Origin of the sequence: Chryseobacterium sp. W4I1 (genome assembly GCF_030816115.1) — a bacterium.
Taxonomy (GTDB): domain Bacteria; phylum Bacteroidota; class Bacteroidia; order Flavobacteriales; family Weeksellaceae; genus Chryseobacterium.
Map to the genome: position 1 here is coordinate 768,184 of NZ_JAUSXQ010000001.1, position 15,633 is coordinate 783,816.

A 15,633-nucleotide genomic window follows, 5' to 3' on the forward strand; every position below is an offset into this window, starting at 1 on the left:
GTCTTTTATAAGACCTCCGTAGCCCTTTTTCTCACAATAATTTCTACTTTTGGTCGTTGATTAAGTGTTTGGCTCTTTAACTTATGATTTAACTTATCATTTTTTACAGTGTCCAACTATGGTAAACAAAAAAAGATAGATGGTAAATTACAGAAAATATATTTCAAGCGTAGCGGTATTGGCTTCTGGGTTTTTCCTTGCTCAATCTACCGTTTCTACCGTTCTTTACTCACAGGCTTACGATAATCAAAAAAACACTTTGAATCTGCCTTCTCCCATTACTTCGGTGGCGGAGAAAACGATGTTGTCGGCCAAAGAACTAGTAGACATTAATGTAAACACAATGATGGCGGATCCTGTGCTGAAAAATGCAACCTGGGGATTCGTAGTGTACGACCCGAAAACGAAGAAAGTGATCTCTTCGTACAATGAAAATACTCCCTTAGTTCCCGCTTCCACTACAAAATTATTAACAACGGAAACAGCATTGAACCTTTTAGGTGAAAACTACCGTTGGATGACCCAGCTGGAATATTCAGGGACTATAGATGAGAATGGAACTTTAAACGGAAATTTATATGTTGTAGGCAGCGGCGACCCTTCACTGGGAACCAATAAGGCGGGAGCCTGGTCTTACAGAGATATTATTTCAGACTTCATGAGCGGACTTTCCCGCGAAGGTATCAGAAAGGTAAATGGTGATATTATCATTCAGACAGCGCTTTTCAAAGGCAATATTACAAGGCTTCCGGAAAATGTTGTATGGCTTGAAAATAATAATTACTACTTACCTGTAGGAACTACCCGCGAAATTGATCCTGCCAACGAAAAGCTGATCGTAAAAAAATCAGGAACAGCTTCTGATAAAAAATACTTCTACGTTTCTCCTTATGCCAATCAGATGGTATACGCTGAAAAATACAACGGAGACGGTATTTTAACCACCAAGCTTCCTGATGCTCCGGCTTATCTTGCCAATACTTTCAGAACAACTTTGGTAAAAAGCGGAATTGGCGTTACCGGAAAAGTAACTCCTAAAATGACGGATGCAGCTCCGGAAAGCAGAAAACTGGTTGCAGCGTATAAATCTCCTACATTGGGTGATATTATATTCTACACCAATCAGCACAGTGATAATTCCCTGGCAGAAGCCTTGCTGAAAACGGTAGGTTTCCAGAAAATGGGTGATCAGACCTCGGAATCCGGAAGAATCGTGGTAACTAACCACCTGAAAGAAGAAAGTTTTGATATGATGGGTCTTAATTATATAGACGGAAGCGGACTTTCAAGAAGTAATAATGTAACCCCAATTTCTCAGGTGAAGTTTTTAACTTCTTTGATGGATGAAAAATATTACAAAACCTATTTCACTTCACTGCCGGTAGGCGGACAGTCCGGAACCCTGAAAAGAATGTTTATTGGTGCCGGGAACGGACAGGTTTTTGCTAAAACAGGAACTTTAAACAAAGTGAAAACATTAGCGGGTTACCTGAAAACCAATTCCGGAAAAACGCTTGTATTTTCTTTAATGGTAAACAATTATTCAGGATCTGTAGATATGGTGAAAAAAAGAATGGAAAAAATTCTTGAGCCAGCTCTGGATCTGTAAGAAAATATTTAATTTAACTTTATAAAAACCTTTTAATCAATGATTAGAAGGTTTTTTTTATCTTTGGTTATAGCTAAATAACCTGAGTATGAGAAAATTTTATCTTTTAATGCTGGGCTTTCTGATCTCCCAGCAATTTTACAGTCAGACACCGGATGAAAATATTGAAATGAAGGGGCTCATTGCAAAAGAAATGAATGCTTTTACGAAAAAAATGATCACCTATAATATCAATCCCAATACCCTGAACTATAATCTGCAGTATCAGAGAATGGATGTTACTCTGGATCCTGCGGTCTATCATATTTCAGGTTCGGTGACTTCCCATTTTAAGCCCAATCAAAATATGGCAAGCATTTATTTTGATCTTTCTGATCTTCTGGTTGTTTCCCAGGTTCAGTATCATGGCACTGATCTCACATTCCAGCAGCTTCCTACAAAAGAGATTAAAATAGATTTTCCTGCTTCAATTGCTGCCAATACGCTGGATTCATTAACGATCCATTATTCAGGTGCTCCGTTAGCAGGAAATGCTTTTTCTACCTCACTTCAAAGTGGAGTTCCTATTCTTTGTACATTAAGTGAACCTTATGGTGCGCAGGAATGGTTCCCTACAAAACAAAGTATGAATGATAAGATGGAAAGATTTGATTTTAAAATAACCACCCCTTCACAATATAATGTAGCGGCCAATGGAAAGCTGATGTCTGAAACCCTGCTTCCCGGCAGTCAGAAACTAACCTTCTGGCGGACGGCTTATCCCACTGCCGCTTATCTGATTGCAGTTGCTATTACCAATTTTATAAAACTCAATGATACCATGGGAAGCCCGCCATTTCCCTTTGTGAATTATATATATCCATCGACTAACGCTGACCCGGTAAGCATGGCTAATATAGAATGGACTAAAGATGTGATGAATACTTTCGAGACCTATTTTGGTCCTTATCCATTCCGTAATGAAAAATATGGCCACATGCAGTTTAAATTCGGGGGAGGGATGGAGCACCAGACGATGACATCCGTGGGAAGCTGGAGTAAAGGTCTTATTGCCCACGAACTTGCCCATCAGTGGTTCGGAGATAAAGTGACGTGCGGGACATGGAATGATATCTGGCTGAATGAAGGTTTTGCTACTTTTGGGGCTATTCTGGCCAATGAGAAATTGCTCATGACCCATACTGAATTCAAAGATTTTATGTTGAGCGAGATCAATAATATTACTTCTGCTTCCGATGGTTCTACCTACGTTCCGGATGCTGAACTTTCCAATGTAAGCAGGATCTTCAACAACAGGCTTACATATGCTAAAGGTGCTTATATTTTGAGAATGATCAAGTGGATTCTTGGGGATACTGTCTTCTATCAGGCATTAAAAGATTATCATGCAAGACCTAATTTAGCTTATAATTACACAAGAACTTCAGATTTTAATGTGTCGCTGCTGCAATCCACAGGAAAAGACTTTACAGGATTTTTCAATGACTGGCTGTACGGTGAAGGTTATCCTTCCTATGTTACAAAATGGAAACAGACCGGAAATCAGATCCTTTTTAAAGTTTCCCAGACCCAGAGTCATCCTTCTGTAAGCTTTTTTGAAATGCTGCTGCCCATCAAAGTGAACGGAACCGGAGGCGAAACTGCTTATTTTGTCTTGAATCACACTTCTGATAATCAATATTTTCTTGAAAATGTTTCATTTCCTGTGGCTAGTGTTGAATTCAATTATGAGTACCAGATTCTCGAGAAAAACTCTACGGTTCTTCAGGATAATACATTAAGCGTATCTTCTGTGGATAAGGAAGATTTTGCATTATATCCAAATCCTGCCCAAAACGAGTTGTATCTGAAAGGAATGAATAAATCTGCAGCGTATTCAATTCATGCTGCAGATGGAAAGCTGGTAAGAAGAGGTGTATATCAGCCGGGAAGAACTATCGGAATCTCTGAACTGGTTCCCGGGACCTATATTTTTACCGTTAATAATCAAAAAATAAAGTTTATTAAATATTAAAAACACAGTATAACATGTATTTTTGTATTTAATAATATATTGATTGATGTTAATAATTATGAAATATATTCATTAATATTTTTAATTTCATATTTAAAAAATTAATTATAATTTATATTTTAATTAAAATAAAACTGTTATATCAAATAAATTGTAATTATTTTTCTTATTAAAATTCACTATATATAATTTAAACCTTTTGATCCATGATTAGAAGGTTTTTATTTATATTTACCCGCATAAATTATTGGGTATGAAACTATTTTATTTCTTGACTGTAAGCATCTTGCTTTCACAAAACTTTTATGGTCAAAATGATCATAATCTTGAAAGAAAAGGATTGGTCGCAAGGGAAATGAAATCCTTTGCTAAAAAAATGACCGCTTACAATACGAATCCCAACACTTTAAATTACGATCTGCAGTACCAGAGAATGGATGTTGCCATTGATCCTGCTGCTTATAATATTTCAGGTTCTGTAACCTCCCATTTTAAACCAACTCAGAATATGAGCAGCATCTATTTTGATCTTACAGATGTTCTTACAGTTTCTACAGTGAAATACCACGGAAACAACCTGGCATTTCAGCAGCTTCCTACCAAAGAACTTAAAATAGATTTTCCGGCTTCTATTCCTGCCAATACACTGGATTCTCTTACAATTAACTATTCAGGAGCTCCCTCTAATGATAATGATGCTTTTTTTAACGGCACCCAAAGTGGAACTGCAGTGCTTTCTACATTAAGTGAGCCTTATGGGGCCCAGGACTGGTTTCCAACGAAACAAAGCATGAACGATAAAATTGAAAGATTTGATTTTAAGATTACAACCCCTTCACAATATAATGTTGCTGCAAACGGTAAACTGATGTCTGAAACCTCACTTCCGGGATCAAAAAAACTTACCTTCTGGAGAACAGCTTATCCTACGGCAGCTTATCTTATTGCCCTTTCAATTACCAATTTTACGAAAGTGACAAGCACTATTGGAAATCCACCTTTCCCATTCGTGAATTATGTATTTCCGTCTACCAATTCCAATGCGACCAGAATGGCTAATATCGAATGGACTAAGCAGATCATGACTACTTTCGAGACCTATTTCGGGCCTTATCCTTTCCGTAATGAAAAATACGGGCACATGGAATTTCAGTGGGGAGGCGGAATGGAGCATCAGACCATGTCTTCTATGGGAAGCTGGAGTAAGGATATTATTGCCCATGAGCTTGCTCACCAGTGGTTCGGAGATAAAGTGACTTGCGCTACCTGGAACGATATATGGCTGAATGAAGGCTTTGCAACCTTCGGGGAACATGTTGCCAATGAAAGACTGCTGATGACCAATGCTGAATTCATGAATTATTTGGCAGGGCAGAAAGATTATATTACCGGTACAACAGGAGGAAGTACTTATGTTTTGGATAGTGAACTGTTCAACTCCGACCGTATTTTCAGTGGCAGGCTTTCTTATGCAAAGGGAGGATATATCGTAAGGATGATCAAATGGATATTAGGCGATGATGCATTTTATCAGGCTTTGAAAGACTATCATGCAAGACCGAATTTAGCGTATGGGTATGCAAGTACAGCAGATTTTAAAACTTCATTTTTACAGTCTTCAGGAAAAGATCTTACCGAATTTTTCAATGACTGGCTGTACGGACAGGGATATCCTACTTATACCATCAAATGGAAGCAGACCGGAAATCAGATTCTATTTAAAGCCGGGCAGACACAAAGTAATGCTTCTGTAAGCTTTTTTGAAATGCCCTTACCGATCAAGGTGAACGGAACAGGAGGGCAGACCGCTTATTTAGTCCTCAATCATACATCCAATAATCAGGGCTTTCTGGAAACGGTTCCTTTCCCTGTTGCCAGTGTTCAGTTTAATTATGAGAATCAGATCCTTGAAAGAAACTCTACCGTGGTTCAGGATAATACATTAAGTGTTTCTTCCGTGGAAAAAGAAGATTTTGCATTATACCCAAATCCGGCAAAAAATGAATTGTATTTAAAAGGGGTTAACCGATCAACCGATTATTCAATTCATTCTGTTGATGGAAAGCTGATCAGAAAGGATGTCTATCAGCCAGGGAAATCAATAGGAATTGCAGAACTTGTTCCCGGCACTTATATCTTCACTGTTCAGGAAAAGAATATCAAGTTTTTAAAGCATTAAAAATGCTATATAATAACAACAAAAACGGGCATTATACCCGTTTTTGTTGTTTACGACATAGATCTCAAAAAAGCGGATAATAAAAATAATGTGATCGTTCGGCAGAAGTTATGGCATATAATAATTCCATTGTAAAATAATTAATGGGTTAAACATATAATAAAGGATATTCAGATCAGAAAGCTTTTGTGTTTTTTGACAGCGATAGCAGCCCTTTTTCTGGCAGTTTTCACTTTATATCTGAACCATTTTTCTTTGAAGATTTTCCGCATGATATTGTCAAAATTCCGGGTAACTACCATATTTTTAAAACCCCTCCATTTTTCGAGAAGGCTTGAAGGAAGAGCTCTTACAGAAACAGAATACCCTTCGGTTTCATATTGAATGTAATGCCACCATCCGGACGGAATATAAAGGGTTTCACCGGGTTTTAAAACCGCTTCGTAGCCATCTAAATAAAGCAAGGCTGGAAATTCTCTGTAATCAGGATCTTTGATGTTCGGTAAGCTGTGAAAATTGTAAGGTAGCTTATACATCAGGTCAGATTGTTTCCATGGAAAAAGCCAGATTCTTTTAATTCCTTGAAACTGAGTAATAAAAACATGGGACATGTCAATATCAATGTGATTTCTGGTAATAGATCCTTCACCTCCGAAGAACATAAAAGGCAGCCATTTTAATATTTTTCCGTTCGTAACATCATTATAATGAATATCGTTTTTGAGTTCAGGCCTGATGTTGAGCAAGTTGAATAAAAAAAGTCTGTTTTCTGTAGGTGCTGTACTTATCATATCCAGATATTCTGAAAAAGAGGTCTGTCCGACAGGGCTGCTGGCCACTTTGTCCAGAGATTCAAGTTCACTTCCATAAATATTAATCTCATGATCTCCTGCAATTTCCTTGAAGTATGCATAATTCCATTTCTTAAAGGCTGGACTTTCAGGATCTACAAAATCTTCCATAACAACAGGAAAACCGGGCTTCATATGATTATTTATAAAACTTTCGGAACTTATTTTCTTTACTTTTTCTATTGGGGTCAGTCTCATATTCCTGAATTTTAAAAAACAAATATACTTATTATCCTACTAAATTTGTAGACTAATATTGTTAAAAGTAAATATGCAGTCATATTTTCACAATAAAACGTATAAACGTTAATATATTACTGCCTTTTTATTAAATTAGCGCATCTAAAAAATTTACTAAAAATGATCTCTGAAAAATATCTTCAACATTTACAGAACGAACTGCAAAACATTGAAAATGACGGTCTTTTCAAAAAAGAAAGAATCATCACTTCGCAGCAGAGTGCTGAAATTGAAGCCAACGGAAAGAAACTTCTGAACTTCTGTGCAAACAATTATCTAGGTTTATCCAACAATCCGGAGGTGATGAAAGCTTCCCAGGACATGATAGAATCTCATGGTTACGGTATGTCTTCGGTACGTTTCATCTGTGGTACACAGGATATTCACAAGCAGTTGGAGAAAAAGATTGCAGATTTCTTAGGTCTTGAGGACACTATTTTATATGCGGCATGTTTTGATGCGAACGGAGGTGTTTTTGAGCCTTTATTTACTGAAGAAGATGCAATTATTTCAGATGAACTGAACCATGCTTCCATTATTGATGGTGTACGTTTGTGTAAATCGGCAAGATACCGTTACAAAAACAATAATATGGCTGATCTGGAAGCTCAGCTAATTGCTGCTTCTGAAAAGGATCACCGTTTCAAAATCATCGTTACAGACGGGGTTTTCTCTATGGATGGTATTGTAGCAGACCTGAAAGGGGTATGTGATCTTGCAGACAAATACAATGCTTTGGTTATGGTAGATGATTCCCATGCTACAGGTTTTATTGGTAAAACAGGCCGTGGAACTCATGAGGCTAATGAAGTAATGGGTAGAGTGGATATCATTACTTCTACATTAGGAAAAGCTTTAGGGGGTGCTTTAGGAGGGTTTACTTCCGGTAAAAAAGAGATCATTGATATGCTGAGACAGCGTTCACGTCCTTATTTATTCTCCAATTCATTGGCACCTGGTATTGTTGGGGCTGCCTTGAAAGTTTTGGATATGATTTCTGAAGATACTTCACTTCGTGATCAGGTAATGGAAAACGCTGAATATTTCAGAAAAGAAATGGTGGCTAGAGGATTTGATATTCCTGAGGGCGATGCTGCGATTGTCCCGGTTATGTTGTATGATGCACCTCTTGCTCAGAAAATGGCTGAAAAGCTTATGGATGAAGGTATTTACGTGATCGGATTCTTCTATCCGGTAGTACCGAAAGGAAAAGCAAGGATCAGAGTACAACTTTCTGCAGCCCATACAAAAGAACATCTTGATAAAGCGATTGCCGGTTTTGAGAAAGTGGGCAAGGAGCTTGGTGTTATTTCTTAATTAAAATATTAAATCATTAAAAAACAGGTTTATGAAAAAAATACTTCTGATCATCGGGTTTGTATATTTTCAAAGTTTCTCTGCACAGAGCATTATGGATTTCGATCTTAAAAATGTAGAATTGCAGGGAATGAAACCTGCTGCAATAGATGAAGAAATGAAAAGTATCGGGATAACAAAAATTCCTTTTTTAACGGATAATCCCGATATTATTTCAAAAATAGAAGATCCGGAAACAACAGCTACTATCAAAAATTTCTACACTTTTACGTATAATAATTCCAGAAAAGATGATGGTGGTGTAATGGTGTATGAGTTTAAAACAAAAAAAGACCTGGATGCATTTCTTGCCAGAAATTTTGAACAATCCAACAGCAGGATTTTAGTAAAAGGTCTGTTCTGCATCAATATCTGGAGCGATTACGGCCTGAATGTGAAAGGAAAGGAAACCAGTGAAGATCACCTTAATAAGCTGGAGAAATACTACACCAATCTGGGTGCAAAAAGAGTAAAGCTACAAGAAATGCAGCCTACAGACGTTACGGATCAATAATTTATATCTACTGATGCTTTATACAATAATCAAAGCGCTGCATATCATTTTTATGGTAAGCTATTTTGCGGGAATTTTCTATCTCGTAAGAATTTTCGTCTACTATAAAGATACAGACGAATTTGCTGAAGAAAAAAAGAAAATCCTTAGAGAACAGTACACATTCATGGCCAGAAGACTATGGAATATTATCACTGTTCCGGCCGGTATAATCATGGCAGTCTGTGGAATTGTCATGATATTTCTGAATACAGGGCTGATGAAAATGCCGTGGTTTCATTTGAAACTGACTTTTCTGATCGGGCTTGCCATTTATCATTATTGGTGCTGGAAAAAAGTCCTGAAACTCAAAGAACTGAACGGAGAAACTATAGAAACACCTAATATTAAACTGAGACAAGCCAATGAGATCGCTACCTTCATTCTGTTCCTTGTGGTGTTTACTGTGATCCTGAAATCTTCAGTGATTGAATATTGGTGGCAATTAATCACCGGATTTTTCGTTCTTGTATTTCTGATCATGATGACGGTGAAACTCGTTAATAAAAATAAAAAAAACAAATAACTGTAGAAGTAAGATCTATACATGAATACGTAAAATACACGAATACATATATACATCTTTTCTGCATTGTACAAAAAACTATGATTGCAATTTTAAAGAAGGAACTCTGGAGTTACTTTGGAAACTGGAGTGCGTGGGTCATTATTGGCGCATTCAGTTTGATAACCGCTCTTTTCCTGTTTTTTTTCGAGAATGATTCTAATATTTTCGATATTGGGATGGCCTCCCTGCAGAGCTATTTTGTGCTTGTTCCGTGGCTGCTGATGTTTATTATTCCTGCACTTTCTATGAAAACTTTTGCGGAGGAACAGCAGACGGGAACACTGAGCTGGCTGTTTTCCCAGCCTTTAAAAGTTTCAGACCTCGTAACAGGTAAATTTCTTTCAGTGTGGATCGTCGGGGTTTTATGCCTTATTCCATCACTGATTTATCTCTATACCGTATATGTTCTGGGTGTTCCTGCCGGAAATATTGATCTTGGAATGACCTTTGGAAGCTATATTGGATTAATTGTTTTAATTGCAGCTTTTGCAGGAGTTGGGATATTGGCTTCTTCACTTTCACAGAATCAGATCATGGCGTACCTTTTAGGCGTCTTCATGTGTTTCATTATGTATTTTGGAATTGAGCAACTGGCCAGCTACAAACTTTTGGGCGGAGCGGATTTTATTCTTCAGAATATAGGCTTTTATCAGCATTTCCTAGGCTTTACAAGAGGTCTTATTGATCTTAAGGACGTGGCCTATTTTATTCTGATCATTGGTGCTACGTTACTATTGTCCAACCATTTTATCACTAAAAAGAAGTAGCATTATGAAGAAGTTCAATATTAAATCTCCATTAGGAATTTTCTTAATTGTAGTGGTGCCCTTAGTGATTCTGCTTACCTTTTCCGGGATCAGATTAGATTTAACGAAAGAAAAAAGATATACCCTTTCAGACAGTACGGTAAAAGTTCTGGAATCTGTGAAGAAACCGCTTACCGTAGATGTTTATCTTGAAGGTGACTTTCCGGCGAGCTTCAAACAGCTTCAGAGCGAAACCAGATTTATGCTGGAAGAGTTCAGGAAGATCAATCCAAAAATAGATTTCAAATTCATCGATCCTATCAAGACAAAAATGTCCCAGGATACGTTGATGGCGATGGGTATGCAGCCTTCTGTTCTCCCGGATGTTAAAGACGGTAAGATTTCACAGATCACGCTTTTCCCTTATGCTGTTATCAAGTATGACAAAAGGGGAGTGTCTATTCCATTGGTGGTACAGCAGGCAGGAATAGATGCGGACCAACAGCTGACGAGATCTATTGAAGGCCTTGAATACAGCCTGGTTTCAAATATCAAAAATATTGCAGCCGATAAGAGAAAGAAAGTCGGAATTCTGGTGAATCAGGATGAGCTTGGTCCTGAAGAGTTCCATGGTTTTATGCAATTGGCGCTGGAAAACTATGATGCAGGTCCTGTAGTTCCAAAAAACCAGACAGAACTTACGCTTGAAGATCTTCCGTTATTGAAGCAAATGAGTGCTTTGGTGATTGCAAAACCGAGAAAAGCATTTACAGATAACGAAAAAGTAATCCTTGACCAGTTTATTATGAATGGTGGGAAAACCCTTTGGATGATTGATGCAGTAAATGCAGAGATGGATACGCTGACAAGATCTCAAAAGGTAATGCCTTTCCCTGTAGATATCAATATGACAGATTTCTTTTTCAATTATGGAATCAGAATCAATCCGGCCTTGGTGAAGGATGTAAAGAAATTTGCATTATTAAAGCTGGTAACGGGTGAAGTAGGAGGGAATCCTCAGTATACAAGTCTTCCGTGGCCATATTTTCCACTTGGAATTGCTGAGAATGATAATCCGATTACTAAAAATATCAATCCGGTAAAATTTGAATTTCCAACTTCCATCGATACATTGGGCGGAAGAAAAAATATTAAGACCCAGGTTCTTTTTGAATCCAGTGAAAGAACACTTCTGAAGCAGGTTCCCAATTATGTTGATCTTAAAGAAATTGCAAGCGTAGACAGTCTTGGGCAAATGGAAAAACCAAGCACACCGAAGATTTTTGCAGTTGCTTTAGAGGGTAAATTTAATTCTGCCTATGCCTCAAGAATTGAAAGAAAAGGATATCCGGGTTTCAAAAGCCAGAGTCCTGAAAATAAAATGATCGTTATTGCTGACGGAGATGTCGGCAGAAATAAAATGCATAAAGGCGAGCCGCTTCCAATGGGAATTGACCGTCTCACGAATCAGGAATTCGGAAACGAACAGTTCCTGAGAAATGCCCTGGATTATCTTCTGGACGACAGCAACCTAATGGCGCTTAGAAACAGAAATATCGAAGAAAGACTGCTGGACAGAAACCGGATCACGGAGGAAAAAGCAAACTGGCAATGGCTGAATCTGCTGCTTCCTTTAGTGGTAATTGGTTTATTAGGAGGATTGTTTTTCTGGATGAGGAAGAGGAAATTTGGATAATATATAAAAAAGAGAAACCTTTCGGTTTCTCTTTTTTGTCTAGCAGGTTATACCAAAACAACAACTGTACTTGATCTTGAATTTTAATTACTTAAATATTTAAACGGGAAGTGGACGATATCAATTACTTTTGTCCAGATTATTTCCCAGGCTCATCAACTTTACAATAAAGCCTACCATGGACTTATTCCCGTTTCATCCTCAATATCATTACTGTAGAATTGCCCCGTTGGTGCATTGTCATCAGTAAGTGTATGTTTTACGATGAAAGAGGCTGCACTTTCCACAGAACCAGGGCCGCTGTGGTGATTGAAGTCTGTAGCGGTATATCCGGGATCAATCACATTTACTTTAAAAGGAAGGTCTTTCAGTTCATAAGCTAAAACAATGGTATAGGCATTCAATGCTGATTTTGACGGACCGTATGCTGCTCCTTTCACATGGTAATATTTCCAGGCCGGATCGCTGTGGAGCGTCAAAGATCCAAGTCCTGAAGTGATGTTGCTGATTCTCGGGCTTTCTGATTTTTTAAGCAGTTCTAAAAACGACTGGGTTATACTAATCACCCCAAAAAAATTGGTATCAAAAACTTCCTGAATGTCTTTAATAGAGGTTTCTGCTGCTGTCTGAGGATTGACTCCAAGAATACCAGCATTGTTGATCAGAATATCCAGTTTTCCCTGTTCTTTTTCAATACTATTTTTTGCTGCTGAAATTGAATCCGGATTGGTGACATCTATTTCAATGGCTTTTATATTTTGAAAACCCTTTTCATTCAACTCTTTTACGATGCTTTCTCCTTTCTGAAGATCACGGCTTCCTAAATAGACGAATAACCCTTTTGCTGAAAACTGCTGTGCTGTTTCAAGACCAATACTTCTGTTGGCTCCTGTTATTAATACTGATTTCATTTTTTCTTTGTTTAATTAATGATGTAAAATTCCATCAATTAAATTTGATGTTGTTTGCCATATGGCAAAAAGTAAAAAAAATGTAAGTCAAGAGGAGATATTGACTGGATTCAAAAGAGATCCAAACTCAAAGTAACAAAAGTTTTTGAAGCCAGATGCATGATGTGTAGAAAACTGTTAAATCAGGAAAATCTGCGAGAGATAAAAGTGAAAAAAAGTTGATGGATATTAATATTTACCAATATTTTTTCTGATTCTACTGAGTGAAGATTGGGTAATCCCAAGATAAGACGCAATATAAGAAAGTGGGATCCTGTTAACCACAGTAGGGTAGATTTCCATAAATTTAAGATAACGGGTCGTTGCATCTTCCGAAACCAGCGGACTTCTTCTTTCTACTTTCTGGATCAGTGCTCTTGAAATAATTTTATGAACAATGATTTCCCAACCAACAATAGTTTGCAGAAGCTCCAGCCAGTCTTTTCTTTGGAAAACAATAAGTTTACAATCGGTAACGGCCTGAACGTAACTGCTGGAACATATCTCATTATCAAAGCTTTCCAGATCTACGACCAGGTTATTTTCTTCAATGAAATATTTTGTGATTTCTTCTCCCTTGTTATCGTAATAGCAAACCCGCAGAATGCCATCTACAACAAAACCAACCTGCTTTGCGATTTTCCCCGCCTCTGAAAAATATTCGTCTTTTGAAAGAACTATTTCCTTGGCCTTACTGGTTACAAAGTCTAGCTGTTGTTGGTTCAGATTTCCAAATCTTAGGATAAAATCAAATAGTTCTTTCATAGATGCAAGTTAGTGAAAGTTACTTTTGCTGTATTTGTCATTTGGCAAAAAGGGGCTATAATTAGACAAATATTTTGTTTTTAATTAAATAGCTTCCTGAATTCCAATGGAGACTGATTGGTTTTCTGTTTAAACAGCTTACTAAAAGACTGCGGATGTTCAAATCCCAGTTCATAAGCTATTTCACTGACGGAAAGATGAGTGGTGCTGAGATGTTCTTTTGCTTTGTCAATTAACTTATTCTGAATATGCTGTTGAGTATTCTGTTGCGTATGGATCCTTAGTAAAGACCCAAGATAGTTGGGAGAAATATTCATTTCGTTAGCAATGGTTTTTACAGAAGGAATACCACTTTCAATTAGATTTCCGCTGTCAAAATGTTGGGAAAGTATTTCATCAAACCTTTCCAAAAGTTCGTGGCTCGATTTTTTACGGGTTAAAAACTGACGTTCATAAAATCTTTCGGAATAGATAAGAAGCAGCTCAATCTGTGCAGCAATCAATTCCTGAGAGAACTTATCAATATTTGATTGATATTCCCTTTCTATATTTTTCAGAATATCAACCACAATTTTTTCTTCCCGATCCGAAAGGAAAAGAGCTTCATTGATGTCATACTTGAAAAAATCATAAGATTTTATCTTCTTTGCCAGTGAAGTATTCCAGAGAAAGTCCGGATGAATCACCAGTAGCCAGCCTGTGGGTTCTGCTACGACTTCCGGCTTTATTTCAAGTTTCAGGAACTGCAGTGGTGAAACAAAACACAGCACTCCGGAATCAAAATCATATTCCTGCTGACCGTAATTAAATTTCGCATTCACATTACGTTTCAGACCGATGGAGTAAAAATTCTGGATCCATTTCAGTTCAGTATCATCCGTGGGATAGTTGACCTGGCTATAATCTATCAGGCTGATCAGGGGATGGTCAGGATTGGGAAGGTTACAGAAAGCATGAAATTCAGAAATTGAATTGAAGCGGAATGGAGGTTTCATAATGCTAATTTAGTAAAATGTACAAAGTATTAATGTTATAATGTTATAATGTATTAATCTATTTACTGTTAAATCCTTCGACTACGTTCGGCATGACTTCTCTACATCAGGCTTGTAGTTTAATGAAAATAGGGATAGATTTGCCATTGTCATCCTGAGCGAAGTCGAAGGATTTTTATTTAAAACACAGATAAACGGACCATTATATCACCGTAGACATGGTAAGATTTTCCCATTGTTTTGCATCATCTGTAATGGTTTTAATTTTAGCATCCAGAAATTCAGAAGTACCAGTTCCCAAAAGGAAATGAACCGGTGGGTTCTGTACTTCACTGATAGCAATTAAAGCTTCTGCTCCTTTTTCGGGATCATTGGGCTGATTTCCATTGATTTCATTAAGGTGCGCCTGCTCCGAACTTCTGGCAGTCTCATAAACCTGAATTGGATTTTCCGGTGTTTTTACAGAATCTTTACTTAAAAAATCTGTACGGAAATAGCCTGGATACACTACAGTCGCATGAACTCCGAATTCTTTAATTTCCTCGGCAAGTGATTCGGTAAGCCCGGCTACTGCAAATTTTGTTGCACAATAAATGCCCCAGCCGGGAAAATTTCCGAAATAGCCTCCAATAGACGAAATATTGAACAGATGTCCTGATTTTTGTTCACGCAGATACGGAATCGTATTCCTGATCACATTCAGCGTACCAAAAACATTAATGTCGAAATTCGCTCTCGCTTCCTTGTCTGTCAGTTCTTCCAGGGTTCCTATTTGTCCGTATCCTGCATTGTTTACTACTACATCAAGCTGTCCGAAATGATCAACTGTTTTTACAACTGCTGATTGTACATCTTCGTTATCCGTTAAATTAAGTTCAAGAGGTAAAAATGTTTCAGATTTCTCTCCGATTTCTGCAATCAATGATTGTGCATTTCTTGTCGCTGCTGCTACACGGTAATTTTTTGCTAATAATTTCTTTACTAAGGCCAGTCCCAGACCTTTTGAGGCTCCTGTTACGAACCATACTTTCTTTGTTTCCATTTTTATTGGGTTTAATAATGATACAAAGATCTGAGAATCAGAGACGGCAAATGTAGCCCAATCAACGAA

Annotated in this window: 13 protein-coding genes; 8 read left to right on the forward strand and 5 right to left on the reverse strand. The window is 37.5% G+C overall.

Features of this window, described 5'->3' with window-relative positions; genetic code table 11:
* Positions 1-139 precede the first annotated feature (139 nt).
* From dacB to QF044_RS03555, 3 genes are all read left to right on the forward strand, one after another.
* The gene (gene dacB / locus QF044_RS03545; protein WP_307263722.1) at positions 140-1,609 is read left to right on the forward strand and encodes a D-alanyl-D-alanine carboxypeptidase/D-alanyl-D-alanine-endopeptidase; all 1,470 of its coding nucleotides are present in this window, start codon (positions 140-142) and stop codon (positions 1,607-1,609) included.
* A gap of 88 nt (positions 1,610-1,697) precedes the next feature.
* On the forward strand, positions 1,698-3,623 hold the full coding sequence (locus QF044_RS03550) for a M1 family aminopeptidase (RefSeq protein WP_307263725.1): 1,926 nt from the start codon (positions 1,698-1,700) through the stop codon (positions 3,621-3,623).
* A 253-nt stretch (positions 3,624-3,876) separates the two neighbouring features.
* Positions 3,877-5,802: a M1 family aminopeptidase gene (locus QF044_RS03555; RefSeq protein ID WP_307263728.1), complete on the forward strand. Its 1,926-nt coding sequence runs from the start codon at positions 3,877-3,879 to the stop codon at positions 5,800-5,802.
* A 170-nt stretch (positions 5,803-5,972) separates the two neighbouring features.
* Here QF044_RS03555 and QF044_RS03560 read toward each other — a convergent pair whose 3' ends face one another.
* A complete protein-coding gene (locus QF044_RS03560) occupies positions 5,973-6,851 on the reverse strand; it encodes a cupin-like domain-containing protein (RefSeq protein WP_307263731.1) in 879 nt (292 codons plus the stop codon).
* 162 nt (positions 6,852-7,013) lie between these two features.
* Between QF044_RS03560 and kbl the strand changes: the two genes are divergently transcribed.
* The 5 genes from kbl to gldG all read left to right on the forward strand — a co-directional run bounded on the left by kbl (position 7,014) and on the right by gldG (position 11,812).
* Positions 7,014-8,210 carry a glycine C-acetyltransferase gene (gene kbl, locus QF044_RS03565; protein ID WP_307263733.1) on the forward strand — a complete coding sequence of 399 codons (1,197 nt, stop codon included), beginning with the start codon at positions 7,014-7,016 and terminating at the stop codon, positions 8,208-8,210.
* Between the two features lie 31 nt (positions 8,211-8,241).
* Complete coding sequence (locus QF044_RS03570) at positions 8,242-8,763, forward strand: hypothetical protein (RefSeq protein ID WP_307263735.1); 522 nt, start codon at positions 8,242-8,244, stop codon at positions 8,761-8,763.
* A gap of 13 nt (positions 8,764-8,776) precedes the next feature.
* On the forward strand, positions 8,777-9,328 hold the full coding sequence (locus tag QF044_RS03575; RefSeq protein WP_307263737.1) for a CopD family protein: 552 nt from the start codon (positions 8,777-8,779) through the stop codon (positions 9,326-9,328).
* A gap of 80 nt (positions 9,329-9,408) precedes the next feature.
* Positions 9,409-10,137, forward strand: coding sequence for an ABC transporter permease (locus QF044_RS03580; protein ID WP_307263739.1), 729 nt, complete (start codon positions 9,409-9,411; stop codon positions 10,135-10,137).
* A gap of 4 nt (positions 10,138-10,141) precedes the next feature.
* A complete protein-coding gene (gldG, locus tag QF044_RS03585; protein WP_307263741.1) occupies positions 10,142-11,812 on the forward strand; it encodes a gliding motility-associated ABC transporter substrate-binding protein GldG in 1,671 nt (556 codons plus the stop codon).
* Between the two features lie 173 nt (positions 11,813-11,985).
* Here the strand turns inward: gldG and QF044_RS03590 are convergent, their stop codons facing one another.
* From QF044_RS03590 to QF044_RS03605, 4 genes are all read right to left on the reverse strand, one after another.
* Positions 11,986-12,723: an SDR family NAD(P)-dependent oxidoreductase gene (locus tag QF044_RS03590; protein WP_307263743.1), complete on the reverse strand. Its 738-nt coding sequence runs from the start codon at positions 12,721-12,723 to the stop codon at positions 11,986-11,988.
* 228 nt (positions 12,724-12,951) lie between these two features.
* Positions 12,952-13,527: a Crp/Fnr family transcriptional regulator gene (locus tag QF044_RS03595; RefSeq protein ID WP_307263746.1), complete on the reverse strand. Its 576-nt coding sequence runs from the start codon at positions 13,525-13,527 to the stop codon at positions 12,952-12,954.
* An 80-nt stretch (positions 13,528-13,607) separates the two neighbouring features.
* A complete protein-coding gene (locus tag QF044_RS03600; protein WP_307263748.1) occupies positions 13,608-14,522 on the reverse strand; it encodes an AraC family transcriptional regulator in 915 nt (304 codons plus the stop codon).
* Between the two features lie 202 nt (positions 14,523-14,724).
* Entirely contained in the window at positions 14,725-15,564 is an 840-nt protein-coding gene (locus QF044_RS03605; protein ID WP_307263751.1) for an SDR family NAD(P)-dependent oxidoreductase, read from the reverse strand.
* Positions 15,565-15,633: the final 69 nt, after the last annotated feature.

Coding starts and splice junctions, on each gene's coding strand:
- dacB (WP_307263722.1), top strand. CDS start 140: ATGGTAAATTACAGAAAATATATTTCAAGCGTAGCGGTATTGGCTTCT.
- QF044_RS03550 (WP_307263725.1), top strand. CDS start 1,698: ATGAGAAAATTTTATCTTTTAATGCTGGGCTTTCTGATCTCCCAGCAA.
- QF044_RS03555 (WP_307263728.1), top strand. CDS start 3,877: ATGAAACTATTTTATTTCTTGACTGTAAGCATCTTGCTTTCACAAAAC.
- QF044_RS03560 (WP_307263731.1), bottom strand. CDS start 6,851: ATGAGACTGACCCCAATAGAAAAAGTAAAGAAAATAAGTTCCGAAAGT.
- kbl (WP_307263733.1), top strand. CDS start 7,014: ATGATCTCTGAAAAATATCTTCAACATTTACAGAACGAACTGCAAAAC.
- QF044_RS03570 (WP_307263735.1), top strand. CDS start 8,242: ATGAAAAAAATACTTCTGATCATCGGGTTTGTATATTTTCAAAGTTTC.
- QF044_RS03575 (WP_307263737.1), top strand. CDS start 8,777: ATGCTTTATACAATAATCAAAGCGCTGCATATCATTTTTATGGTAAGC.
- QF044_RS03580 (WP_307263739.1), top strand. CDS start 9,409: ATGATTGCAATTTTAAAGAAGGAACTCTGGAGTTACTTTGGAAACTGG.
- gldG (WP_307263741.1), top strand. CDS start 10,142: ATGAAGAAGTTCAATATTAAATCTCCATTAGGAATTTTCTTAATTGTA.
- QF044_RS03590 (WP_307263743.1), bottom strand. CDS start 12,723: ATGAAATCAGTATTAATAACAGGAGCCAACAGAAGTATTGGTCTTGAA.
- QF044_RS03595 (WP_307263746.1), bottom strand. CDS start 13,527: ATGAAAGAACTATTTGATTTTATCCTAAGATTTGGAAATCTGAACCAA.
- QF044_RS03600 (WP_307263748.1), bottom strand. CDS start 14,522: ATGAAACCTCCATTCCGCTTCAATTCAATTTCTGAATTTCATGCTTTC.
- QF044_RS03605 (WP_307263751.1), bottom strand. CDS start 15,564: ATGGAAACAAAGAAAGTATGGTTCGTAACAGGAGCCTCAAAAGGTCTG.